This is a genomic window from Achromobacter ruhlandii, from assembly GCF_902859695.1.
Lineage (GTDB): Bacteria > Pseudomonadota > Gammaproteobacteria > Burkholderiales > Burkholderiaceae_B > Achromobacter > Achromobacter ruhlandii.
Genome location: NZ_CADIJL010000001.1, coordinates 134,269 through 158,489 on the forward strand (window position 1 = coordinate 134,269; position 24,221 = coordinate 158,489).

A 24,221-nucleotide genomic window follows, 5' to 3' on the forward strand; every position below is an offset into this window, starting at 1 on the left:
ATGAAACATCCTGACCTCTCCAAACGCCTGCGCCGCGGCGCCACGGCGCTGCTGGCCGCGCTGGCCACAGCCGGCTGCGCGGTGGGCCCCGACTATCAGAAACCCCAGGCCGCGCCGGTGGCGCTGGCCAGTCCCGAGCAGGCGCTGTTCTCCACCGACCGGCTGCAGCAGGACTGGTGGAAGCAGCTGCAGGACCCGCAGCTGGACCGGCTGATCACGCTGGCGCTGCAACGCAACCACGACATCCGCATCGCCCAGGCCCGCCTGGCCGAGTCGCGCGCGGTGCTGGACGAGAAGGAACTCGACCAGCTCCCCACCGTGACGCTGGGCGGGCGCTTCGAGCGCAGCCTGTCGCAGGCCAACCCCGGCATCGCGGGCGAGCGCAACCTCGCCAAGAGCTACCGCGCCGGCTTTGACGCCACCTGGGAGATCGACCTGTTCGGCCGCCTGCGGCGCGCGGCCGAGGGCGCGGCGGCGCGCAGCGAGGCCCAGGCCGCCGACCTGGCGCAGGCCCGCATCGTGGTGGTGGCCGAGGTGGCGCGCAACTATTTCGAGCTGCGCGGCGCCGAACAACGCCTGGCGGTGGCGCGCGCCAACCTGGACAGCCAGCGCGACAGCCTGCGCGTGATCCAGGCCATGGTGTCGGCGGGCCGGGGCGACGAGGGCGATCTTGCCAGCGCCCGCGCCGACCTGGAAACCGTGCAGGCCAGCGTACCGCTGCAGGAAACCGCGCGGCGCCTGGCGCTGTACCGCCTGGCGGTGCTGGCAGGCCTGCGGCCGGTGGAGCTGGGCGAACTGGACGCGGCCACGCCGCGGCCGCCGCTGGCGGCGCGCCTGCCGATCGGCGACGTCGGCGCCTTGCTGTCGCGCCGTCCCGACATCCGGGCGGCCGAGCGCAACATGGCGGCGGCCAATGCCGACGTGGGCGTGGCCACCGCCGAGCTGTACCCGCGCATCGACCTGGGCGGCTTCCTCGGCTTCGTGGCCTTGCGCGGCGCCGATTTCGGCAGCGCTTCCAGCCGCGCCTTCAGCGTGGCGCCCGGCGTCAACTGGCCGGCCTTGCACCTGCCCACCGCGCTGGCGCGTAAGCGCGCCGCCCAGGCGCGTTCGCAGGGCGAGGTGGCGCGCTATGAACAGACCGTGCTGCAGGCGGTGGAGGAACTGGAGGGCGCGCTGACGCAGTACGGCCAGACCCAGCAGCGGCTCGGCAACCTGGCGCAGGCGGCCGCCCACAGCGCCCGGGCGGCGGAACTGGCGCGCCTGCGCTACCGCGAAGGCGGCACGCCGTACCTGACGGTGCTGGACGCGCAGCGCACGCAGCTGCGGGCGCAGGACGCGGTGGCGCAGGCCGAAACGGCCTCCTACACCAGCCTGGTCGCGCTCTACAAGGCGCTGGGCGGCGGCTGGGAGGCGCCTTCGGAAACGGAGACCCCGCGAGCGCAGTCGCCCGCGCCCGAGCCGGCCGGCTGACTGACGGGCCCGGTTCGTGGCACCATAAGGGCCTGGCGCCTTTCCGACCTTCCATGTCCGACGACACCCTGTCCCATCCCATTTCCTGGCAACCGCACCAGCCGGCGGACCGCGTGCTCATGACGCTCAAGACGCGCGGGCCGCAGTCGGTGGCGGTCATCGCCAAGGCGCTCGAGGTCACGGCCGAGGCGGTGCGCCAGCAGATGGCGCGCCTGCACGCGGACGGCCTGGTGGATTCGGAAAGCCGCAGCGCGGGGCGCGGCCGGCCGACGCAGATCTGGTTCCTGACCGATGCCGGCCAGCGCCGCTTCCCCGACACGCACGCCGACATGACGGTGCAGATGATCAACGCCGTGCGCCAGGTGTTCGGCGAGGACGGCGTTGACAAGCTGATTGCGGTGCGCGAGACCGCCATGCTGGCGACCTACCGGCAGGCGCTGGAAGGCGCCCGCGATCTGCCGCGGCGGCTCGAATGCCTGGCGCGGGTGCGTTCGGCCGAGGGCTACATGGCCGAGATGCGCCGCGACGGCGACGACTTCCTGTTCATCGAGAACCACTGTCCCATCTGTGCGGCGGCCCAGGCCTGCATGGGCTTTTGCCGCAGCGAGCTGGAACTGTTCCGACAAGTGCTGGGCGAAGGCGTGCGGGTCGAGCGCGAAGAGCACATCCTGCTGGGCGCGCGCCGCTGCGCCTACCGCGTCAGCGCGCGCGCCTGATCCTTCCCGCCGACGTACCCCGTAGCGTGAGGGCCGGGCCGCGTCAGGACGCCGGCGATGCGCCGTCGTCCCATCCCCCCAGCGCCTTGTACAGATCCACCGCATTGACCAGCCGGCGCTGCTGCAGCCGGATGTACTCCTGCTCGGATTCGAACAGGCTGCGCTGGGCCTCCAGCGTCTCCAGGTAGTTCGCCACCCCGCGCGCATAGCGCCGCTCGGCCAGCCGCTGGCGCTCGCGGTCGGCGTCGCGCACCTTGCGCTGGGCCTCGATCTGGTCGCGCAGCGCGTCGCGCGCCGACAGGGCGTCGGCCACGTCGCGGAACGCCGCCTGGATGCTGCCCTCGTACTGCGCCACCGCGATGTGCTTGCGGGTCTCGGCCAGCGACAGGTTGGCGCGGTTGCGGCCGGCGTTGAAGATCGGCAGCGTCAGGCGCGGCGCGAAGCTCCAGCCGCCGGTGCCGCCGCTGAACAGGTCCGAGAAGCGGTCGGCGGTGGTGCCGATGTCGGTGGTCAGCTGCACCGACGGGAAGAATGCCGCGCGCGCCGCGCCGATGTCGGCATTGGCCGCGCGCAGCGCCTGTTCCGCCTGGCGCAGATCGGGGCGGCGCGTCAGCAGCTCGGACGGCAGGCCGGCCGCCAGCGGCGTCAGGCTCTGGCTCTCCAGCGGCGCCGGATCGACGCCGAGCGGCAGCGCGAAATCGCCCGCCAGCAGGCCCAGCGCATGCCGCGCGAGGCTGGCCTCGCGGGTCAGCTCGGCGCGCGTGGCGCGCGAGCTTTCCACCAGCATCTGCGCGGTGCGCAGGCCGATGGCGGTCTCCAGTCCGGCGTCGTAGCGGCGCTGGGTCAGCTTGAGAGAGGTCTCGCGCAGCGCCAGCGTGTCGTCGGTCAGGCGCAGTTGCTCGGCCAGCGAACGCTGGTTGAAGTAGGCCGTCGCCGTCTCTGCCACCAGCGCCAGCGTGGCGGCGCGGTGCGCCTCCTCGCTGGCCAGGTAGCGCGCCAGCGCGGCATCCGACAGGCTCCGCACCCGGCCGAAGAAATCCAGTTCGAAGGCGGTAATGCCGACGGCGGCGCGATAACGGCTGGACACCGCCGTGCCGGACTGGCCCGGTTCGGTGGCGCGGCCGCGGCTGAACTCGCCGCTGGCGTCGATCGACGGCAGGCGTTCCGATTGCTGCACGCCGTACAGCGCGCGCGCCTCCTCGATGCGCAATGCCGCCACCCGCAGGTCGCGGTTGTTGGCCAGCGCGGCCGTGATCCAGGCCTGTAGCGCCGGGTCGTTGAAATAGGCACGCCAGTCCTGTGGCGCGGCCGCCTGGCCGGGCTGCGCCGGCGTGTCGTATTGCGCCGGCACCGGCGCCGCGGGGCGCTCATGGGTGGGCGCCAGCGAGCAGCCGGACAGCGCCAGCGCCAGCAGGGTCATTGCCACGGGTTTCATGGCGTCGTCTCCAGCGATTCGCGGCCCTCGGGGCGCGCGGGGCGGGCGCGCATGCCGACCATGCGCCCCACGATAAGAAAGAACAGCGGCACCAGGAACACCGCCAGCACGGTCGCGGTAATGATCCCGCCCAGCACGCCGGTACCGATGGCGGCCTGCGCGCCGGAGGCGGCGCCGCTGGCCAGCGCCAGCGGCAGCACGCCCACGCCGAAGGCCAGCGAGGTCATCACGATCGGCCGCAGCCGCAGCCGCGCGGCTTCCAGCGTGGCGGACAGGATGCCCTGGCCATCGCGCACCAGGTCCTTGGCCACTTCCACGATCAGGATCGCGTTCTTGGCCGACAGGCCGATGGTGGCGATCAGGCCGACCTTGAAGTAGATGTCATTGGGCATGCCGCGCACGGTCACGCCCAGCAGCGCGCCGATCACGCCCAGCGGCACCACCAGGATCACCGCCAGCGGAATCGACCAGCTCTCATACAGGGCCGCCAGCGCCAGGAACACGATCAGCACCGACAGCGCGAACAACACCGGCGCCTGGTTGCCGGACAGCCGCTCTTCGTATGACTGGCCCGACCAGTCGAAGCCGATGCCGCGCGGCAGCTCGGCCGCCAGCGCCTCCATGGCGCGCATGGCCTCGCCGCTGCTGTGGCCCGGCGCCGCCGAGCCGTTGATGGTGAACGACGGGAAGCCGTTGTAGCGGTTCAGCTGCGGCGGCCCCATCGACCACTTCAGCGTGGCGAACGCCGATAGCGGCACCATCTGGCCTTGCAGGTTGCGCACGTGCAGGCGCGAGATGTCATCCACGTCCACGCGGCGCTTGCCGTCGGCCTGCACCGTCACGCGCCGCACCTGGCCGTTGAGCATGAAGTCGCCGATGTAGTCCGAGCCATACATCACCGCCAGCGCGGTGTTGATCTCGTCGATCGGCACGCCCATGGCCTGCGCCTTGTCACGGTCGATGCGCAACTGCAGCTGCGGCGCCTCTTCCTGGCCGGCGAACACCACGTCCGTCAGCGCCGGATGCTCGGCCGCCGCCGCCAGCAGTTTTCGCCGCGCCTGCGTCAAGGCCTCATAGCCCAGGCCGCCGCGGTCCTGCAGCCGGAAGTCGAAGCCCGAGGTCGAGCCCAGGTCCGGCAGCGGCGGCGAGTTCAGCGCGAACACCATCAGGTTCTTGCGGTCGGCAAAGGCCTCGTTGATGCGCTTGACCACCGCATCGACGTGCAGCGAGGCATCGCGCCGCGCCTTCCAGTCCTTGAGCGTGACGAAGAACATGGCCGAGTTCGGGCCGCTGCCGTACTGGCTGAAGCCGTTGACCGAATACACGTACTGTACCGGCTCGTGTTCCATCATGTAGCGCTCGACGTCCTTGACCACGGCCATGGTCTCGGCCTGCGGCGAACCTTGCGGCAGGATCACCATGGCCATGAAGCTGCCCTGGTCCTCGTCCGGCAGGAACGACGACGGCAGGCGCGCGAACAGCAGCGCCGCCACGCCGATCACCAGCGCGTAGGCCAGCCCGAAGCGCGCCGGCCGCGCCAGCACGCCGGCCACGCGCGCCGTATAGCGCGTGGTCAGGCGCGCAAAGGCGCGGTTGAACCAGCCGAAGAAGCCGCGCTTCTCGTGGTGGCCGGCCGGGATCGGTTTCAGCAGGCTGGCGCACAGCGCCGGCGTCAGCGACAGCGCCAGGAAGGCCGAGAAGGCGATCGACACCGCCAGCGTCACGGCGAACTGGCGGTAGATGTTGCCCACGGCGCCGTCGAAGAACGCCATCGGCACGAACACCGACACCAGCACCACGGTGATGCCGACGATGGCGCCGCTGATCTGGCCCATGGCCTTGACCGTGGCGTCATGCGGCGACAGGCCTTCCTCGGCCATGATGCGCTCGACGTTCTCGACCACCACGATGGCGTCGTCCACCAGGATGCCGATGGCCAGCACCATGCCGAACATCGTCAGCACGTTGATCGAATAGCCCAGCCCCAGCATCACCCCCAGCGTGCCCAGCAGCGCCACCGGCACCACCAGCGTCGGGATCAGCGTGGCGCGCAGGTTCTGCATGAACAGGTACATCACGCAGAACACCAGCGCCACCGCCTCCAGCAACGTCATCAGCACCTTCTGGATCGATATCTCGACGAAGGTGGAGGTTTCATACGGAATGTCCCAGCTCACGCCCGGCGGGAAATACTGCGCCAGTTCGCGCATGGTTTCGCGGATGCGGCGGGTGGTCTCGACCGCGTTGGAGCCGGGCGCCAGCTTGATGCCCAGGCCGGTGCCCGTCATGCCGTTGACGCGCGACAGGTACATGTAGTCGGTGCCGCCCAGCTCCACCCGCGCCACGTCCTTCAGGCGCAGCGTGGCGCCGCCCGGCAGCGCCCGCAACGGGATGTTGGCGAACTGTTCCGGCGTGTGCAGCGATTCCCCCGCCACGATGCTGGCGTTCAGCGGCGCGTCCTTCGGCACGGCCTGGTTGCCCAGTTCGCCGATGGTGACGCGCGCGTTGTGGCTGCGCAGGGCCGAGACGATGTCGCCCGGCGTCAGCGACAGGGCGGTGAGCCTGGCCGGGTCCGGCCAGATGCGCATCGCCGCTTCCGCGCCGAACAACTGCACCTTGCCTACGCCCTCGACCCGCCGCAGTGCCTGCAGCACATTGGAGGCCGCCAGTTCGCCCAGCTGCATGTCATCGAGGCTGCCGTTGGACTTCAACGACACCACCAGCTGGATGTTGTCCGCCGCCTTCTCTACGCGCACGCCGTCGCGCCGCACGGATTCCGGCAGGCGCGGCTCGACCGCCTTCAGGCGGTTCTGCACTTCCACCGCCGCGATGTCGGGGTTGGTGCCTTGCTTGAAGGTCAGGTTGATGCTGGCCCAGCCGGTCGAATCGCTGCTGGACGAGGTGTACATCAGCCCCGGGGCGCCGTTCATCTCGCGTTCGATGATGGCCGTGACGGCTTCCTCGACCACCTTGGCCGAGGCGCCGGGATAGCTGGCGCCGATGTTGACGACGGGCGGAGCGATGTCCGGATACTGCGCCACCGGCAGCGCGCGGATCGACAACAGGCCGATCAGCGCGATCAGCAGCGAGATCACCCACGCGAAAACGGGGCGATCGATAAAGAAACGCGCCATGGCGGTTTACCTTTTTTCGTTATTTCCCGCGGTCGCCGCGGGCGCGCTCGGCGCGGCCCGCTCGACCGGTTTGATTTTCTGGCCGGGGGCCAGCTGCGCGGCGTTTTCCACCACCACGCGCTCACCGCCTTTCAGGCCCTCTGTGACGACCCAATTCGGGCCCAGCAGACGATGCGCGGCCACTGGCGCACTGCGCAGTTCGCCGTCGTCGCCAGCCACCAGCAGGTGGGCGCCGTCGGCATTACGCAGCAGGGCGTCGCGCGGCACCAGGTAGGTGTCGCGGTTGACGGCCTGCTCCAGACGCACTCGCACATACATGCCCGGCAGCAGCGCGCGGTCCGGGTTGTCGAACAGCGCGCGCATGGTCACGTTGTCGGTGCCGGGATCGACCGCCAGGTCGGCGAACGACAGCGTGCCGTCCTGGCCGTACTCGGAACCGTCCGGCAGCAGCAGGCGCACCCGCATCTTGTCGGGCGCGACGCCTTCCACGGCCCCGGCGCGGATCTGCTTCTGCAACTGCATGACCTCAGCCGCGGGTTGGGCGAAATTGACGTAGATCGGGTCGAGCTGCTGCACCACCGTCAGCGGGGTGGCCTGGCCTTCGCCCACCAGCGCGCCCTCGGTGACCAGCGCGCGGCGCGCGCGGCCGTCGATCGGCGAGGTGACCCGGGCGTATTCCAGCCGCAGCCTGGCGCTTTGCAGGTTGGCCTTGGCCAGCGCCACCTCGGCGCGGGCCTGGCGTTCCTCGGCCACGCTTTCGGCGTGGTCGCGTTCGCTGATGGCGCGGTCGGACACCAGGTCGGCGTAGCGGCGCAGCTTGTCGGCGGCGGCGGACAGGTTGGCCTGGGCGCGCGCCAGCGAGGCGGCCTCGGAATCGTAGGTGGCCTGCAGCGGCGCCGGGTCGATCTGGAATAGCGGCGTGCCGCGCGCCACTTCCTGGCCTTCTTCATACAGGCGGCGGGTGACGATGCCGGCCACGCGGGCGCGGACCTCGGCCTCGCGGTAGGGCTCCAGCCGGCCAGGCAGTTCGCTGGCCACGGAAGTGGGCGTGGCCCGGGCCACGATGACGCCGATTTCGGCGGGGACGTTGGCGGCTGCAGGAGGCTCCTGCTTCGAGCATGCAGAAACGAGAACCAATACGGATGCGAATGCGAGCGTTCTGAAGGGAACTTGGTGCGTCATTTTCTAAAAATTATTGTTGGGCGCCCGTTGCGGGCGAGAGAGGGAAATTCGCGGGTTTTCCCTGTGGGGTCCGCAGTCTATCATTTAATCCGTCATGCTTGATTAATTGTTTTGTTCGAAAGTATGCTGGCGGCTGCACACTTCTTCACAGTGCGCAGACGGCGGCCCCCGCAAGGCGGGCCGCCGTTTTCATATCCATCCCTTCAACCCATTTTCCACAAGGAGATCCCTGTATGGCCCGCAAGACGAAAGAAGAATCCCAACGCACCCGCGACCGCATCCTGGACGCCGCCGAACACGTGTTCCTGTCCAAGGGCGTGGCCAGCACCACCATGAGCGATATCGCCGATTTCGCGGGCGTGTCCCGGGGCGCCGTCTACGGCCATTACAAGAACAAGATCGATGTCTGCATCGCCATGTGCGACCGGGCGCTGGGCGAGGCGGTGTCGTTGACGCGGGTCTCGACCGATGGCGCGGCGCTGGAAGCGCTGTACGCCTCGATGCGTCAGTACGTGCAGATCTACGCGGAGGAAGGCTCGGTGCAGCGCGTGCTGGAAATTCTCTACCTGAAATGCGAGCGCAGCGACGAGAACGCGCCCCTCCTGCGCCGCCGCGACCTGTGGGAACGCCACGCCCTGCGCACGTCTGAAAAACTGCTGCGCGCCGCCGTCAGCCGCGAGGACCTGCCGCCCGCGCTCGACGTGCGCCTGTCCAATGTCTACCTGCACTCCCTGATCGAAGGGGTGTTCGGCACCATCTGTTGGTCCGATCGTCTCAAGGGCGATATCTGGCCGCGCGTCGAGCGCATGCTCCGTGCCGCCATCGATACCCTGCGGCTGTCGCCGCAACTGCGCTTGCCGCAGGCCGCCTGACCCCGTCGACGCGGACGCCGCCGTCACGGCCGTCCGCGTGGCCATGCCGCGCCGGGGGCGCCGCGCGCCCCTACAATCCGGGCATGACCCTCAAGCAACTCGAAGCCTTCTACTGGGCCGCCACCTGCGCCAGTTTCGCCGTGGCGGCCGAGCGCCTGCACCTGTCGGTGTCGTCGCTGTCCAAGCGCATCGCCGAACTCGAGGAGGCGCTGGGTCAACGGCTGTTCGACCGCAGCGGCCACAAAGCGGCGCTGACCGACGCCGGCCAGCGGCTGCTGCCGCAGGCGCGCGAACTGCTGGCCGCGGCCGATCAGATCCGCGCCTCCCTGGCTGAAACGCCCGGCCTGCGCGGCCGCTGCCGTTTCGGCGTGGGCGAACTGACCGCGCTGACCTGGCTGCCGCGCCTGATCGGCGTGGTGCGCGCCGCCTATCCCGACCTGGTGCTGGAACCCTACGTCGATATCGGCCAGGTGCTGGAGCAGCGCGTCGCCGACGGCGAGCTGGACTTCGCGGTCATCGCCGGACGTTCATCGCGTCCCGGCATCGCCTCCGCGCCGATCGGAGAAGCCGCGTTCGCCTGGGTCGCGGCGCCGGCCGTGCTCGCGGGCGACACCCGCCTGACGCCGGCATTGCTGGCGCGGCTGCCGCTGGTGACCTTGCCCGCGGGCGCCGGCACCACCCGCATCATCGACGACTGGCTGGCCGGACGCGACGCGGCGGGCGAACGCCTGTGCTGCAACAACTGGGGCGCCATCGCCGGCCTGCTGATCGAAGGCACCGGGGTCGGGCTGCTGCCGCGCCATTGGGCCCAGGCGCTGCAGGCCGAGGGCAGCCTGCGCGTGCTGCACTGCGATCCCGAACCGGCGGCGCTGCCGTATTCCTTCCAGTACCGCCGCGACGATGCCCGGCCGCTGGTCGCCAGGCTGCGCGAGTCGGTGCGGGCGGCGGTGGATTTCTCGGCGCCGTGCCGGCTGCCCTGAGGCATTGACGGCCGGGAATGCGTTCCCGCGTCCGCAAGGCGGTCGTCTGGCGCGTGGTTCGAGCGCCTGAATGCCGCCGCTCTATACAATCGCCGCGCGCCTGGCGCAGAATCCAACAAGAACGTGCGCAACGGGGGGATGGGCCCGGCGATGCAGCACGGCTCGGGGTCTGTTCCCTCACCGCCAGGCGGCGCGCCGTCCGGCGCGGGGGGAAGCAGGCCGCCTGAATCGACGGAGATCATTCATGCGTAAACTCTGCCTCGCCATGGTCATGGCGGGAATGCTGGCCAGCGGGCTGGCCCAAGCCCAGTCGACCCTGCGGGTCGGCCTGCAGGACGACCCGGACGTGCTCGATCCGACCCGCGCCCGCACCTTTGTCGGCCGCATCGTGTTCGCCTCGCTGTGCGACAAGCTGGTCGATATCACGCCGGACCTGAAGTTCGTGCCTCAGTTGGCGCAGTCCTGGAGCACCAGCCCGGACAACAAGACGCTGACCTTCAAGCTGCGCACCGATGCCGTGTTCCATGACGGCACGCCGATCGACGCCGCCGCGGTCAAGGCCAACCTGGATCGCGCCCGCACGCTGCCCGACAGCAACCGCAAGAGCGAGCTGGCCACCGTGGCCAGCGTCGACGCGCCGGACGCCAGCACCGTGGTGCTGCACCTGTCCGAGCCCGACGCCTCGCTGCTGTCGCAGCTGTCCGACCGCGCCGGCATGATGATCTCGCCCGCCTCGTTCGACAAGGATCCCGGCGGCAAGCCGGTATGCTCGGGCCCGTACCAGTTCAAGGAACGGGTGCAGAACGACCGCATCGTGCTGGAGAAATTTCCCAAGTATTGGGACGCCGCCAACTATCACTTCGACCGTGTCGTCTTCACGCCGATCCCCGACAACACCGTGCGCCTGAACAACCTGCGCGCCGGTGACCTCGACATCATCGAGCGCGTGGCGCCCAGCGACGCCAAGGCGGTCAAGGACGACGCCAACCTGCGCCTGGCCCCCGTCACGGGCCTGGGCTTCCAGTCGATCTCGGTCAACCTGGGCAATGGCGCGCGCGCCAACAACCCGCTGGCCAAGGACAAGCGCGTGCGCCAGGCGCTCGACCTGGCCATCGACCGCGACGTGCTCAACCAGGTCATCGGCGAAGGCCAGTACCAGCCGGCCTACCAGCCGTTCCCGCCGGCCAGCTTCGCCTACAACAAGTCGTTCGAGCACGCCGGCCGCGATCCCAAGAAGGCCCAGGCCCTGCTCAAGGAAGCGGGTTTCGACCGCGTCAAGTTCGAGATCACCTTCGGCAACAACACCACCATGCAGCAGGTGTTCGAGCTGGTGCAGGCCATGGGCGCCGAAGCCGGTTTCGACATCACCCTGCGTCCGGTCGAATTCGCCTCGCTGCAATCGTCGCTGGCCCGCGGCGATTTCGAAGTCGGGCAGAGCGGCTGGTCGGGCCGGGTCGATCCCAGCGGCAACATCCACCAGTACCTGAGCTGCAAGGGCAACCTGAATGACGGCAAGTTCTGCGACGCGCAGGCCGACAAGTTGCTCGGCGAGGCTCGCGCCGAGCCGGATACCGCCAAGCGCCGCGCCCTGTACGACCAGGTGCTGTCGGTGATGCAGGAGCAGCGTCCCATCATCTACCTGTTCTACCTGCCGTGGACCTTCGGCACGCAGAAGAAACTGGAAGGCTTCGTGCCGTATCCCGATGGCCTGATCCGCCTGAAGGGCGTCAGCCTCGCCAGGAAGTAGGCATCGAGCCAGACGCGGGACCCGGTGGCGGGTCCCGTTTTTACTTGTCTCTCGCGGCCGCCGGCCTCGCGCCGTCCGCAACAGGATCGCACCATGATGTTTACGACTCGCCCGGAAATCCTCGGCACCTTCGGTGTCGTGACCTCCACCCATTGGCTGGCCAGCTCGGCCGGCATGTCGCTGCTGGAGCGCGGCGGCAACGCCTTCGACGCCTGTGTCGCCGCGGCCTTCGTGCTGCAGGTGGTCGAACCCCACCTGGTCGGCCCGGCCGGCGAAGTGCCGGCGGTGTTCTATTCCGCCCGCACCGGCCGCGTCGACGTGCTGTGCGGCCAGGGCACCACGCCCGCCGCCGCCACCCTCGAGCGCTACCGCGCCGAAGGCCTCGGTCTGATCCCTGGCAACGGTCTGCTGGCCACCGTGATCCCCGGCGCGTTCGACGCCTGGATGCAGTTGCTGCGCGACCACGGCACGATGCGCGTGCGCGACGTGCTGGAACCGGCCATCTACTACGCCGAGCACGGCCACGCGCTGATGCCGCGCATCTCCAACACCATCGCCGGCCTGAAGGACTTTTTCCAGGCCCACTGGCCCACCACCGCGCAGGTCTACCTGCCCGGCGGCAACGTGCCCGAGGCCCGCAAGCTGTTCCGCAACCCGGCGCTGGCCGCCACCTGGACCCGCGTGCTGCGGGAAGCGGAACAGGCCGGCGCCGACCGCGAGCGCCAGATCGAGGCCGCCCGCGACGCCTTCTACCGCGGCTTCGTCGCCGATGCCATCGACAAGTTCGCGCGCGGCACCGAGGTCATGGACGAGAGCGGCCAGCGCCATCGGGGCGTGATCACCGCCGACGACCTGGCCGGCTGGTCCGCCAGCTACGACCAGCCCGCCACCTATGACTACCACGGCTACACCGTGGCCAAGGCAGGCGCCTGGAGCCAGGGGCCGGTGTTCCTGCAGACCCTGGCGCTGCTCAAGGACATGGACCTGGCCGGCGTCGGCCCGACCAGCGCCGAGTTCGTGCACCGCGTCACCGAGGCCATGAAGCTGGCCTTCGCCGACCGCGAGGCGTACTACGGCGATCCCGCCTTCGTCGACGTGCCGCTGGCCCAATTGCTGTCGGACGACTACAACGACGCGCGCCGCGCGCTCATCGGCGAGCAGGCCTCGCAGGACCTGCGGCCCGGCGTGATTTCCGGCTTCGAGGCGCAGGTGGCTCGGGTCATGGACACGCTGCAGCGCCTGTCCAAGGTGTCGGCCCCCGGCAGCGCGACCAACGAACCGACGCTGGCCGACATGCGCGCCTCGGTCAAGCGCGGCGACACCACCCACGTCGACGTCATCGACCGCTGGGGCAACATGATCTCGGCCACGCCGTCGGGCGGCTGGTTCCAGTCCTCGCCGGTGATCCCGGAACTGGGTTTCGGCCTGAATACCCGCGCCCAGATGTTCTGGCTGGAAGAGGGCCTGCCGGGCACGCTGGCGCCGGGCAAGCGTCCACGCACCACGCTGACGCCGTCGCTGGCGCTGCGCGAGGGCCGGCCCTATCTCGCCTTCGGCACGCCGGGCGGCGACCAGCAGGAGCAATGGCAACTGCTGTTCTTCCTGCGCCACGCGCACCATGGCCTGAACCTGCAGGAAGCCATCGACCTGCCGATGTCGCACACCATGCATTTCCCCACCTCGTTCTACCCGCGCGACCGCAAGCCGGGACACCTGGCGGTGGAAAGCGGCTTCGGCGCCGAGACCATTGCCGCGCTGCGCGCCCGCGGCCACCACATCGAGGAAGTGCCGCAATGGTCGGTAGGCCGCCTGACCGCCGCTTCGCGCGACGCCGACGGCCTGCTGCACGCGGCCGCCACGCCGCGCCTGATGCAGGCCTACGCGGTCGGCCGCTGAGCCGCGTGCCGGCGCGCCCGCCCGGCGCGCGCCGGCACGGTTGCGGCGATTTGCCGCCATGGGCTATCTTTTGCCCATGACGCCTATCCAGCAGAGCCCGGCGACCGGGGCTCGTCCCCTCGCGGGACACGAACCTCTCTTCATCGTCCTGAACACCGGCTCCGGGCGCGGCGACGCGCAAGTGCTGCAGGACATCATCCGCCGCGTGCTCGACGAGGCCGGCCGCCGCTTCCAGCTGATGCCGGTCGACGATCCGTCGCGCCTGGTGGCCACCGCCCGCGAGGCCGTGGCCCTGGCGCGCGAGGCCGGCGGCATCGTGGTCGCGGCCGGCGGCGACGGCACGCTCAATGCCGTCGCCGGCCAGGTGCTGGGGCAGGGCGTGCCATTCGGCATCCTGCCGCAAGGCACCTTCAATTACTTCGGCCGCCGCTACGGTATCTCGCAGGACACCGAGGCCGCGCTGCGCGGCCTGCTGGGCGGTGAGCTGCGGCAGGTGCAGGTCGGCCTGCTCAATGGCCGCCTGTTCCTGGTCAACGCCAGCCTCGGCCTCTACCCGCAGTTGCTGGAAGACCGGGAGGCCTACAAGCAACGCTTCGGCCGCAGCCGCCTGGTGGCGTTGTGGTCCGGACTGGTGACGCTGCTGCGCGCGCCGCGCCAGCTCAGCCTGCGCCTGGACTACGAAGGCCGTCCGCGCGACCTGCGTACCCCGACCCTGGTGGTGGGCAACAACCGCCTGCAGCTGGAGCACATCGGCATCGACCCCACCGAGCTCGATCGCAACCGCCTGGTGGCCATGGCCACCAGGCCGGTTGGCACGCTGGCGTTGTATGGCCTGCTGCTGCGCGGCCTGTTCAGCCGCCTCGGCGATGCCGAGCACGTCGTCAGCTTCGCCTTTGATCGCCTGATGGTCTCGATTCGCGGCCGCCGCCGCGTCAAGGTTGCCATGGACGGCGAGATCTCCTGGATGGACACCCCGTTGGAATTCAAGGTATCCGACACGCCCCTGCCGCTGGTGGTGCCGGTCGATGCCCAAGAGGAGCGCCCATGACGCGCATCCTGCAATTCTCGGACACCCACTTCGGCACCGAGCGCAAGCCGGTGGTCGAGGCCGCGCTGGACCTGGCGCGCGCGCTCGCGCCGGATCTGGTGGTGATCAGCGGCGACATCACCCAGCGCGCCCGCCGCGGCCAGTTCGCCGCCGCCCGCAAGTTCATCGAGCGCCTGTCGCTGCCGGTGCTGGCGGTCCCCGGCAACCATGACATTCCGCTGTTCAATGTGTTCGCGCGCGCGCTCAACCCCTACGGCAACTACAAGCGCGCGCTCGGCGCGGTGCTCGAACCGGTCTATGAAACCGCCGGCCTGCTGGCCATCGGCGTCAACACCACGCGGCCCCGCCGCCGCAAGGATGGCGAGATCTCCGACGCCCAGATCGCGCGGGTGGCACAGCGGTTGCGCCAGGCCCGGCCCGGCCAGTTGCGGGTAGTGGTGGCGCACCATCCGGTGCGGGCCAAGGTCGAATCCGACCGCTTCAATCTGCTGATCGGGCGCGAACGGGCGCTGGCGGCCTGGGCCCAGGCCGGGGTCGACCTGATCCTCGGCGGCCACATCCATCTGCCCTACGTGTTGCCGGCCAGCGCCGATCCGGCCGTGGCGGCCGGCTGGGCAGTGCAGGCGGGCACCACCTGCTCGCGGCGGGTGCGCGGCAATATTCCCAATTCGGTCAATGTGATCACGCGCGAGGGCGAAGGCGACACCCGGGTCTGTCATGTCGAGCGCTGGGACTACGCCGCCGCCACCCACGCCTTCGCGCCGGTCGACAAGACCCTGGTCGCTGGGTAGGGCGATGCGGATCGTGAGGGAGCCTGCGCGATGACCGACGCCTGCGCGGCCTGGGTTGCTTCCCACGCGCTGCCGCTGTTCCTGTTGTTGCCGCTGTGCGCGGCGGCGCTGGCGGTGGCCCTGGCGCGCGCCTGCGCGCGCGCCACGCCGGCCTGGCGCCTGGCCGGCGTGGCCGGGAGCATGATCCTGGCTGGCGCGCTGTTCCTGGCGCTGGCCGCCGCCGTGACGCGCCCGGGGAGGGTGGTCGAGTTCGACAGCGCCCTGGCCAGCGCCCTCAGCATGTCGATGGGCGATTCCTTGTTGTGGCTGCTGTCCTGGTTCACCACATTGGGCGACCGCGACTTCCTGGCCGTGATCGCGGTGCTGATGACCGCCACGCTGCTGGCGCGGCGCCAATGGGGGCTGGCGGCCTTCTGCGCGGCCGCCACCGCGGGCGGCGGCCTGCTCAACCGTCTGCTCAAGCACGCCTTCGAGCGCGTGCGGCCCGAGCACGACCATGGTTTCGTCACCGCGCTGGGCTGGAGCTTTCCCAGCGGCCACGCGTCGGCCGCGATGGCGGTCTACGGCGCCGCCTGCTACCTGGCGTGGCGCCTGGCGCCGGCCTCGTGGCGCTTGCCCGGCGTGGCCCTGGCGGCGGCGCTGGTGATGGCGATCGGCCTGAGCCGCGTCCTGCTGCAGGTGCATTTCGCCAGCGACGTGGTGGCGGGCTTCGCCATCAGTTTCGTCTGGCTGGCGCTGTGCGTGGTCGCGGCCGAACGCCTGGGCGGCTCAGCGCGGCGCGATCAGGGCATTCAATAGCCGCGCATCCGGCCCGGCGCCGGCCGTTGGCCGCAGCGGCGCGCAGGCGTAGCGTCCGCCGGCGGTGGCGATCGCCTGGTCCAGCCGGCGCGCCCGCTCGGGCGGCGGCGGCTCCAGGTCGACGATCAGCTTGCCCGCCACCGGCGCGGTGACCTCGCCGTCGCTGAAGCGCTCAAGGGTCCGGTCGATTTCGCGTTCGCGCGGCAGGGCCAGCACGATAGTGTCGGACTCCGCCAGCGCTTCGCGCGCCGAGGTTGCCAGGGTGGCGCTGCCGCGGAAGTCCTCGCAACGGTCCGGGTCGATGTCGTAGACCGTCAGCGCGATGTCCGGCTCGGCCGCGAGCAGCCGCCGCGCCGCCTGGGTGCCGGTGCGGCCCATGCCGACGATGCTGATGCGCAGGCTCATGGCTTCGGCACCGACCAGGTGCTGACGATATGGGCCAGCGGCTCAGCCGAACCCGCGGCGGTCAGGGTGACCTCGCCCGCGGACAGGCGGCCCACCTTGAGCAGCCGCGCCTCGGCGTGGATCGCGCCGGCCGGGCTCTTGCGCAGGAAGTTGATGGTCAGGCTGGCGGTCACCGCGTGGGCCTGGCCGGTGGCGCCGACCACGGCCGCGTACATGGCCAGGTCGGCCAGCCCCATCAGCATCGGGCCGGCGACGATGCCGCCGAGCCGCTGGTGGCTGTCGCGCGCGGGCAGCACGGCCAGCGCGGTGCCGCGGCCGATGCGCTCCACTTCGATTCCCAGCAGTAGCGAAAACGGATGCTGCTCGGCCAGCAGCTGGCGGAAATCGGCCAGGCTGATCAGCGGCGCGTCGGTGTCGGCGCAGGGCAGGGTCGTGGCGGTCATCGTTGTTCCAGCGCGTGGCAGTAGTGATCCAACAGGACGTCGGCCTGCTGGCCCAGGGATTTCAGGCGGCGGGTGTGCAACAGCAACAGCAGCCCGATCAGATAGGTGAAGACATTCATCTGCTCGACCCGCGCGGTCTCGGCCGTCCAGGGCTTGGTGCGGACCAGGGCCTGGCCGAGCACGTCGACGCACTGCCGCAGCCGGCCGTTGAGCCGCTCGTCCATGTCGCGCCCCAGCCCGCGCGGCCCCAGCCCCTGGAACAGGTACAGCCCCAGCGAGAAATCGGTGCGGCGCTCGGCGTAGTAGCCGAAAAAGGCCAGGATGGCCTGGCGCGCGGCCGACTCGGGGGCGCCGCCAGAGGTCGCGCCCAGCAGGTGGCTGTGCAGGCGCTGCAGCGATTCGTCCAGCAGGGCGCCGTACAACGCCTCCTTGCCCGCGAACCAGGGGTAGATCGCGCCGGTGGTGCAGCCGGCCTCCTTGGCGATGGCGCGCAGCGTGGTTTTTTCCAGCCCGTCGCGCTCGAATACCCGCTGGGCGGCGTCCAGGATCATTTGCCGGCGCAGCGCGCTCAGGCGTTCGTTGCGGTCGCTGCGAGGAGTGACGGTGGCCATGGGTAGGGAAGCCAATGAGTGACTACGTTGCGAAATAATATCGCTGCTTTATTTAAATAACAACGTTATCCAAGCTGACGGTGTCAACGTGGGGAGGCGCGTCCGGACAATCTCGGGAGCAGCCCCGCCGAGGAGGTTATTCAGTCTGGAAAGGCATATGAAAGAAACCCGGCGCCATCCCTTCAATTATTAGGGCCAGGGCTGAAAGTCGCATGGATACGTGGTCATTCGCAAAACGCAGGGTTAGCCCTATGGGGAGTTGGTCTGATGTTGCAATATCCCAACAGGGCTGTCGCAAACCTGCACTTTTCTGGTGTCGACCATAGCCAGCCCCCCTGATTTTTGATGCAATAGCGTCAACTTCCCTTCGCGGAGTTAGGGGGGCGGCAGGCTGGTTTGCTGGATTGCTGCTCTTGTCACTCAAATCAACGGAGATTTCTTAAATGAAAAAGACTCTGCTCGCTGCCGCCCTGCTCGCCGGTTTCGCCGGTGTCGCCCAGGCAGAAACGTCTGTCACCCTGTACGGCATCATCGACACGGGTATCGGCTACAACAAGATCAGCGGTGCTGGCGATGCCAAGAACGGCAGCAAGATCGGCATGATCAACGGCGTCCAGAACGGTTCGCGCTGGGGTCTGCGTGGCTCGGAAGATCTGGGTGACGGCCTGCGCGCTGTTTTCCAACTGGAATCGGGTTTCGACTCGGGTAACGGCAAGTCGGGCCAAAACGGCCGTCTGTTCGGCCGTCAAGCCACCGTCGGTCTGGCCAGCGACAGCTGGGGTCAACTGGACTTCGGTCGCCAAACCAACATCGCGTCGAAGTACTTCGGCTCGATCGATCCGTTCGGCGCCGGCTTCAACGTCGCCAACATCGGTACCGGCATGAGCGCTGCCAACACGCAACGCTACGACAACATGGTCATGTACCAAACCCCGTCGTTCAGCGGCTTCCAGTTCGGCGTTGGCTACTCGTTCAGCGCTGACGAAGGCAATGCCGACAGCTCGACCAAGGCTGACCCGACTCGCGTTGGCTTCAAGACCGCCGACAACGTCCGTGCCATCACGACCGGCCTGCGCTACGTCAATGGTCCCCTGAACGTCGCTCTGTCGTACGACCAGCTGAACGCTTCGCACAACCAAGCTCAAGGTGAAGTCGACGCGACGCCCCGTTCGTACATGATCGGCGGTTCGTATGACTTCGAAGTGGTCAAGCTGGCCCTGGCCTACGCTCGCACCACCGACGGCTGGTTCGCCACGTCCAACCCGGCCGGCGCTTCGGGCTCGATTACCGTTGACGGTACGTCGCGCAAGCTGGGCTTCGGTGCCAACCAGTTCGCTGATGGCTTCAAGGCCAACTCCTACCTGCTGGGTCTGTCGGCTCCGATCGGCGGCGCTTCGAGCCTGTTCGGTTCGTGGCAGCGCGTTGACCCGTCGAACAACAAGCTGACTGGCGACGATGCCACGATGAACGTGTTCTCGGCCGGCTACACCTACGACCTGTCCAAGCGTACCAACCTGTACGCCTACGGTTCGTACTCGAAGAACTACGCGTTCAACGACGGCGTCAAGGCGACCGCTGTTGGCGTGGGCCTGCGTCACCGCTTCTAATCGAAAGCAGGGCGCAAGTCCTGCCTAGATTCTTAGTGCATGAGCGGGCTTCGGCCCGCTCATATGAAACCACCCTTCGGGGTGGTTTTTGTTTGCGGTCAGTCTGTTTTTTTACGGTAATTCGCGACCGCTGTGCGGGCGTTTTGCCCTGCCGGCGCGCCATATCGGCGCGCGTGGCGGTAAGCTTGCGGGTCCCCTTTGAATACTGCGATTGTTCCACTGGAGAAATGCAGTCTTTCACCCGCTGTTCACGCTACAGAGTTCAGCCGGAAGTAACCGCGCGAATGCTACAATCCTAAGGTTTGCGCATTTGACGGACGCCTGAATGAACCTGCAACAGTATTTCCCCGTCCTGCTGTTTATCGTAGTGGCCACCCTTATCGGGTTCGCGCTTCTGACGGCCGGCTCCCTCCTTGGCCCGCGGCGTCCCTACGCCGAGAAGCTATCCCCCTATGAGTGCGGCTTCGAAGCGTTCGAAGACGCGCGCATGAAGTTTGACGTGCGCTACTACCTGGTGGCGATTCTGTTCATTCTTTTCGACCTGGAAATCGCGTTCCTGTTCCCGTGGGCCATCGCCCAAGGTACGGTCGGGCTCGTCGGCTTCTGGACGGTCATGGTTTTCCTCGCCGTGTTGACCGTCGGCTTCATCTACGAATGGAAAAAGGGCGCGCTGGACTGGGAATGACCCGCCGGGTTATTTCATCACCGCACGCTATCAGAGACGAATATGGCTATAGACGGCATTCTCAAGCAAGGGTTCATCACAACCAGCGCCGATAAGTTCCTTAACTGGGCGAAAACCGGCTCCATGTGGCCCATGACCTTCGGCCTGGCCTGTTGCGCGGTCGAGATGATGCACGCGGGCGCGGCCCGCTACGACCTAGACCAGTTCGGCATCATCTTCCGCCCCAGCCCGCGTCAGTCCGACCTGATGATCGTCGCCGGCACGCTGTGCAACAAGATGGCGCCGGCGCTGCGCAAGGTCTACGACCAGATGCCCGAACCGCGTTGGGTGGTGTCGATGGGCTCCTGTGCCAACGGTGGCGGTTACTACCACTACTCGTATTCCGTGGTGCGCGGCTGCGATCGCATCGTACCGGTAGACGTCTACGTGCCGGGCTGCCCGCCCACGGCCGAGGCGCTGGTCTACGGCTTGCTGCAGATGCAGAACAAGATCCGTCTGACCAACACGATTGCGCGCTGAGTTTGCGCTCCGGTCCGCGGCCGCCGCAAACGCCGCCGCAGGACCCCGCGAAACAGCGTATCGGTTCACCTAAGCGTACAAGATGATGACCAGGCTCGAAACCCTGAAAAACAATTTGCAGACCACCCTCGGCGCGGACATCGCGCTGACCGAGGCGCTGGGCGAGCTGACGCTCGAAGTGCCCGCGGAGCAGTGGTTCTCCGTCTGCAACAAGCTGCGCACCGAAGCCGGCCTGCGCTTCGAAATCTGTATCGACCTCTGTGGCGTCGACTACCTCACCTGGGGCAACGGCACGCGCCAGCTGCCCGAGGAAACCAACGCCAAGGTGCACCGCGCGCGTTTCGCCGTGGTCGCGCACCTGCTGTCGGTCGAGAACAACTGGCGCCTGCGCGTGCGCACCTGGGCGCCGGACGACGAGTTCCCGATGGTCGCCTCGCTGATGGACTGCTGGCCGGCCGTGGGCTGGTTCGAGCGCGAGGCGTTCGACCTGTACGGCATCGTCTTCGAAGGCCACCCGGACCTGCGCCGCATCCTGACCGACTACGGCTTCATCGGCCACCCGTTCCGCAAGGACTTCCCGCTCTCCGGCACCGTCGAAATGCGCTACGACCCGGAACAGAAGCGCGTCATTTACCAGCCCGTCACGATCGACCCGCGCGAGATCACGCCGCGCGTGGTGCGCGAAGACACCTACGGCTTGGGACGTTGAATCATGGCAGAAATCAAGAACTACACGCTCAACTTCGGCCCGCAGCACCCGGCCGCCCACGGCGTGCTGCGCCTGGTGCTCGAGCTGGACGGCGAAGTCATCCAGCGCGCCGACCCGCACATCGGCCTGCTGCACCGCGCCACTGAAAAGCTGGCCGAGCACAAGACCTACATCCAGGCGCTGCCGTACATGGACCGCCTGGACTACGTGTCCATGATGTGCAACGAGCACGCCTACGTCATGGCCATCGAGAAGCTGCTGGGCGTCGAAGCCCCGCTGCGCGCGCAATACATCCGCGTCATGTTCGACGAGATCACGCGCCTCCTGAACCACCTGATGTCGCTGGGTTCGCACGCGCTCGACGTGGGCGCCATGGCCGTGTTCCTGTATGCCTTCCGTGAACGCGAAGACCTGATGGACTGCTATGAAGCGGTCTCGGGCGCCCGCATGCACGCGGCCTACTATCGTCCGGGCGGCGTCTACCGCGACCTGCCGGACACCATGCCGCAGTACGGCGACACCAGCAAGTATCGCGGCGAGAAGGAAGTGCGCGCCATGAACGACGCGCGTTCGGGCTCGCTGCTGGACTTCATCGAAGACTTCACCAACCGCTTCCCCGCCTGCGTCGACGAGTACGAAACCCTGCTCACCGACAACCGCATCTGGAAGCAGCGCCTGGTCGGCATCGGCGTGGTCGATCCCGACCGCGCCAAGGCGCTGGGTTTCACCGGCCCGATGCTGCGTGGCTCGGGCGTGGCCTGGGACCTGCGCAAGATGCAGCCCTACGAAGTCTACGACCTGCTCGATTTCGACATCCCCGTCGGCGTCAACGGCGACTGCTACGACCGCTACCTGGTCCGCATCGCCGAAATGCGCGAGAGCAACCGCATCATCCGCCAGTGCGTGGAATGGCTGCGCAACAACCCGGGCCCGGTCATGATCGAGAACCACAAGATCGCCCCGCCCAAGCGCACCGCCATGAAGACCAACATGGAAGAGCTGATCCATCACTTCAAGCTCTTCACCGAAGGTTTCCACGTGCCCCCGGGTGAAGCGTTCGCCTCGGTGGAGCACCCCAAGGGCGAGTTCGGCATCTACCTGGTGTCGGACGGTGCCAACAAGCCGTACCGCCTGAAGATTCGGGCCCCCGGCTTCGCCCACCTGCAATCGCTGGACGAAATGTCGCGCGGTCACATGATCGCCGACGCCGTCACCATCATTGGTACGCAGGACATCGTTTTCGGCGAGATCGATCGCTGATCCGCCCAGAACCGTCACGAGCACGCCCGCATAACCCGGATTCAAACTATGCTGCTTTCCGAACAGGCCTACCAGAAAATCGACCGAGAACTCGCCAAGTTCCCGGCCGACCAGCGGCAGTCCGCCATCATGGCCTCTCTTGCCATCGCGCAGGAAGAGAAGGGCTGGTTGGCTACCGACATCATCGAAGATGTGGCCAACTACATCGGCGTCCCGCCCATCGCGGTCCAGGAAGTCGCCACCTTCTACAACATGTTCGACGTCAAGCCCGTCGGCAAGACCAAGATCGCGGTCTGCACCAACCTGCCCTGTGCCTTGCGCGACGGCGAACGCGCCGGCGACTACCTCAAGCGCAAGCTGGGCGTGGACTACCGCGAAACCACCGCTGACGGCCAGTTCACCCTGGTCGAGGGCGAGTGCATGGGCGCCTGCGGCGATTCCCCCGTGCTGATCGTGAACAACAAGCATATGTGCGTGCGCATGACCGAAGAGAAGCTGGACGCGCTGGTCGCGGCCCTCAAGGCGCAAGGAGAGTCGGCATGAACGCGCCCGACATCTACAAGCAGTTCGCGCAGGGCCTGGAGCCCAACCCGCTGAACGACCTGTCCAACTCGATGTGCCTGCACGGCCGCCACATCAAGCCGCAGATCATGGCCGACGTCGACGGCGCCAACTGGCGCCTGGCCGACTACGTCAAGCGCGGCGGCTACGAAGCCCTGCGCAAGATCCTCACCACCGGCATGAAGCCGGAAGACGTCATCGCCGAAGTCAAGGCGTCGGGCCTGCGCGGCCGCGGCGGCGCGGGCTTCCCGACCGGCCTGAAGTGGAGCTTCATGCCGCGCGCCTTCCCGGGCCAGAAGTACCTCGTCTGCAACTCGGACGAAGGCGAGCCCGGCACGTTCAAGGATCGCGACATCCTGCGCTTCAACCCGCACATCGTGATCGAAGGCATGGCGATCGCCGCCTACGCGATGGGCATCAGCGTAGGCTACAACTACATCCACGGTGAAATCTTCGAAGTCTACGAGCGCTTCGAAGAGGCCCTGGAAGAGGCGCGCGCCGCCGGCTTCCTGGGCGACAAGATTCTGGGTTCGGAATTCAACTTCCAGCTGCACGCGTTCCACGGCTACGGCGCCTACATCTGTGGCGAGGAAACCGCGCTGCTGGAATCGCTGGAAGGCAAGAAGGGCCAGCCGCGCTTCAAGCCGCCGTTCCCGGCCAGCTTCGGCCTGTACGGCAAGCCCACCACCATCAACAACACCGAAACCTTCGCGGCGGTGCCCTGGATCATCCGCAACAGCGGCCAGGCCTACCTCGAAGTCGGCAAGCCCAACAACGGCGGCACCAAGCTGTTCTCGATCACCGGCGACGTCGAGCGTCCCGGCAACTACGAGATCCCGCTGGGCACCCCGTTCTCGACCCTGCTGGAACTGGCGGGCGGCATGCGCGGCGGCAAGAAGCTCAAGGCCGTGATCCCCGGCGGTTCGAGCGCCCCGGTGCTGCCGGCCGACATCATGATGGAAACCACGATGGACTACGACGCCATCGCCAAGGCGGGTTCCATGCTGGGTTCGGGCGCGGTGATCGTCATGGACGAGACGCGCTGCATGGTCAAGTCGCTGCTGCGCCTGTCGTATTTCTATTTCGAGGAAAGCTGCGGCCAGTGCACGCCGTGCCGCGAAGGCACCGGCTGGCTGTACCGCATGGTGCATCGCATCGAGAACGGCCACGGCCGTCCGGAAGATCTGGACATGCTGGACAACGTGGCCGGCAACATCATGGGCCGCACCATCTGCGCCCTGGGTGACGCCGCCGCCATGCCCGTGCGTGGCTTCCTCAAGCATTTTCGCGACGAATTCGCGCACCACATCGAGCACAAGTCGTGTGTGGTTCCGCAATATCTGTAGGTCTCA

Annotated in this window: 22 protein-coding genes; 16 read left to right on the forward strand and 6 right to left on the reverse strand. The window is 68.1% G+C overall.

Translation table 11 applies throughout. The annotated features are described in order from the left end of the window. Positions 1-1,470, forward strand: coding sequence for an efflux transporter outer membrane subunit (locus HV742_RS00555; RefSeq protein WP_175144293.1), 1,470 nt, complete (start codon positions 1-3; stop codon positions 1,468-1,470). A gap of 53 nt (positions 1,471-1,523) precedes the next feature. Beyond that, the gene (locus tag HV742_RS00560; RefSeq protein WP_175144294.1) at positions 1,524-2,186 is read left to right on the forward strand and encodes a helix-turn-helix transcriptional regulator; all 663 of its coding nucleotides are present in this window, start codon (positions 1,524-1,526) and stop codon (positions 2,184-2,186) included. Between the two features lie 43 nt (positions 2,187-2,229). On the opposite strand, the gene oprZ is transcribed toward HV742_RS00560, so the two are convergent. From oprZ to HV742_RS00575, 3 genes are read right to left on the reverse strand one after another with little or no spacing between them, the layout of a single operon-like run. Next, positions 2,230-3,621, reverse strand: coding sequence for a multidrug efflux RND transporter outer membrane subunit OprZ (gene oprZ, locus HV742_RS00565; protein WP_049072014.1), 1,392 nt, complete (start codon positions 3,619-3,621; stop codon positions 2,230-2,232). Continuing rightward, positions 3,618-6,755 carry a multidrug efflux RND transporter permease subunit AxyY gene (gene axyY, locus HV742_RS00570; protein ID WP_068949909.1) on the reverse strand — a complete coding sequence of 1,046 codons (3,138 nt, stop codon included), beginning with the start codon at positions 6,753-6,755 and terminating at the stop codon, positions 3,618-3,620. The genes oprZ and axyY overlap by 4 nt, the downstream gene beginning before the upstream one ends. 6 nt (positions 6,756-6,761) lie before the next feature. Next, positions 6,762-7,937, reverse strand: a complete 1,176-nt coding sequence (locus tag HV742_RS00575) for a MexX/AxyX family multidrug efflux RND transporter periplasmic adaptor subunit (RefSeq protein ID WP_175144295.1) — start codon at positions 7,935-7,937, stop codon at positions 6,762-6,764. A 233-nt stretch (positions 7,938-8,170) separates the two neighbouring features. Here HV742_RS00575 and axyZ point away from each other — a divergent pair, with 233 nt between their 5' ends. From axyZ to HV742_RS00610, 7 genes are all read left to right on the forward strand, one after another. Then, a complete protein-coding gene (axyZ, locus tag HV742_RS00580) occupies positions 8,171-8,809 on the forward strand; it encodes a multidrug efflux transcriptional repressor AxyZ (RefSeq protein ID WP_059269501.1) in 639 nt (212 codons plus the stop codon). A gap of 83 nt (positions 8,810-8,892) precedes the next feature. Continuing rightward, the gene (locus HV742_RS00585) at positions 8,893-9,789 is read left to right on the forward strand and encodes a LysR family transcriptional regulator (protein ID WP_049072021.1); all 897 of its coding nucleotides are present in this window, start codon (positions 8,893-8,895) and stop codon (positions 9,787-9,789) included. A gap of 244 nt (positions 9,790-10,033) precedes the next feature. After that, on the forward strand, positions 10,034-11,536 hold the full coding sequence (locus HV742_RS00590) for an ABC transporter substrate-binding protein (RefSeq protein ID WP_175144296.1): 1,503 nt from the start codon (positions 10,034-10,036) through the stop codon (positions 11,534-11,536). 96 nt (positions 11,537-11,632) lie between these two features. Further along, the gene (locus HV742_RS00595) at positions 11,633-13,432 is read left to right on the forward strand and encodes a gamma-glutamyltransferase family protein (RefSeq protein ID WP_175144378.1); all 1,800 of its coding nucleotides are present in this window, start codon (positions 11,633-11,635) and stop codon (positions 13,430-13,432) included. Between the two features lie 76 nt (positions 13,433-13,508). Further along, positions 13,509-14,480, forward strand: coding sequence for a diacylglycerol/lipid kinase family protein (locus HV742_RS00600; RefSeq protein ID WP_054419758.1), 972 nt, complete (start codon positions 13,509-13,511; stop codon positions 14,478-14,480). Next, on the forward strand, positions 14,477-15,271 hold the full coding sequence (locus HV742_RS00605) for a metallophosphoesterase family protein (protein ID WP_100505139.1): 795 nt from the start codon (positions 14,477-14,479) through the stop codon (positions 15,269-15,271). Before HV742_RS00600 ends, HV742_RS00605 begins: the two co-directional genes overlap by 4 nt. 30 nt (positions 15,272-15,301) lie before the next feature. Then, on the forward strand, positions 15,302-16,069 hold the full coding sequence (locus HV742_RS00610; RefSeq protein WP_059269502.1) for a phosphatase PAP2 family protein: 768 nt from the start codon (positions 15,302-15,304) through the stop codon (positions 16,067-16,069). On the opposite strand, the gene HV742_RS00615 is transcribed toward HV742_RS00610, so the two are convergent. From HV742_RS00615 to HV742_RS00625, 3 genes are read right to left on the reverse strand one after another with little or no spacing between them, the layout of a single operon-like run. Further along, positions 16,040-16,474, reverse strand: coding sequence for an NAD(P)-binding domain-containing protein (locus tag HV742_RS00615; protein ID WP_049072030.1), 435 nt, complete (start codon positions 16,472-16,474; stop codon positions 16,040-16,042). The genes HV742_RS00610 and HV742_RS00615 overlap by 30 nt on opposite strands. Further along, positions 16,471-16,917, reverse strand: a complete 447-nt coding sequence (locus HV742_RS00620) for a PaaI family thioesterase (RefSeq protein WP_175144297.1) — start codon at positions 16,915-16,917, stop codon at positions 16,471-16,473. Before HV742_RS00620 ends, HV742_RS00615 begins: the two co-directional genes overlap by 4 nt. Further along, positions 16,914-17,528 (reverse strand): TetR/AcrR family transcriptional regulator, encoded by a 615-nt coding sequence (locus HV742_RS00625; protein ID WP_175144298.1) that lies wholly within the window; start codon positions 17,526-17,528, stop codon positions 16,914-16,916. Before HV742_RS00625 ends, HV742_RS00620 begins: the two co-directional genes overlap by 4 nt. A 443-nt stretch (positions 17,529-17,971) precedes the next feature. Here HV742_RS00625 and HV742_RS00630 point away from each other — a divergent pair, with 443 nt between their 5' ends. The 7 genes from HV742_RS00630 to nuoF all read left to right on the forward strand — a co-directional run bounded on the left by HV742_RS00630 (position 17,972) and on the right by nuoF (position 24,215). After that, a complete protein-coding gene (locus HV742_RS00630; protein WP_175144299.1) occupies positions 17,972-19,135 on the forward strand; it encodes a porin in 1,164 nt (387 codons plus the stop codon). A 325-nt stretch (positions 19,136-19,460) separates the two neighbouring features. Next, entirely contained in the window at positions 19,461-19,820 is a 360-nt protein-coding gene (locus HV742_RS00635; protein ID WP_006217959.1) for an NADH-quinone oxidoreductase subunit A, read from the forward strand. 42 nt (positions 19,821-19,862) lie between these two features. Then, positions 19,863-20,339: a NuoB/complex I 20 kDa subunit family protein gene (locus tag HV742_RS00640; protein ID WP_006217960.1), complete on the forward strand. Its 477-nt coding sequence runs from the start codon at positions 19,863-19,865 to the stop codon at positions 20,337-20,339. A gap of 82 nt (positions 20,340-20,421) precedes the next feature. Continuing rightward, positions 20,422-21,048 carry an NADH-quinone oxidoreductase subunit C gene (locus tag HV742_RS00645; protein ID WP_175144300.1) on the forward strand — a complete coding sequence of 209 codons (627 nt, stop codon included), beginning with the start codon at positions 20,422-20,424 and terminating at the stop codon, positions 21,046-21,048. A gap of 3 nt (positions 21,049-21,051) precedes the next feature. Next, positions 21,052-22,308: an NADH-quinone oxidoreductase subunit D gene (locus HV742_RS00650; protein ID WP_049072040.1), complete on the forward strand. Its 1,257-nt coding sequence runs from the start codon at positions 21,052-21,054 to the stop codon at positions 22,306-22,308. A gap of 48 nt (positions 22,309-22,356) precedes the next feature. Further along, positions 22,357-22,851, forward strand: a complete 495-nt coding sequence (nuoE, locus tag HV742_RS00655) for an NADH-quinone oxidoreductase subunit NuoE (protein WP_006389212.1) — start codon at positions 22,357-22,359, stop codon at positions 22,849-22,851. Continuing rightward, a complete protein-coding gene (nuoF, locus tag HV742_RS00660) occupies positions 22,848-24,215 on the forward strand; it encodes an NADH-quinone oxidoreductase subunit NuoF (protein ID WP_006393405.1) in 1,368 nt (455 codons plus the stop codon). The genes nuoE and nuoF overlap by 4 nt, the downstream gene beginning before the upstream one ends. The last annotated feature ends 6 nt before the right edge of the window (positions 24,216-24,221 follow it).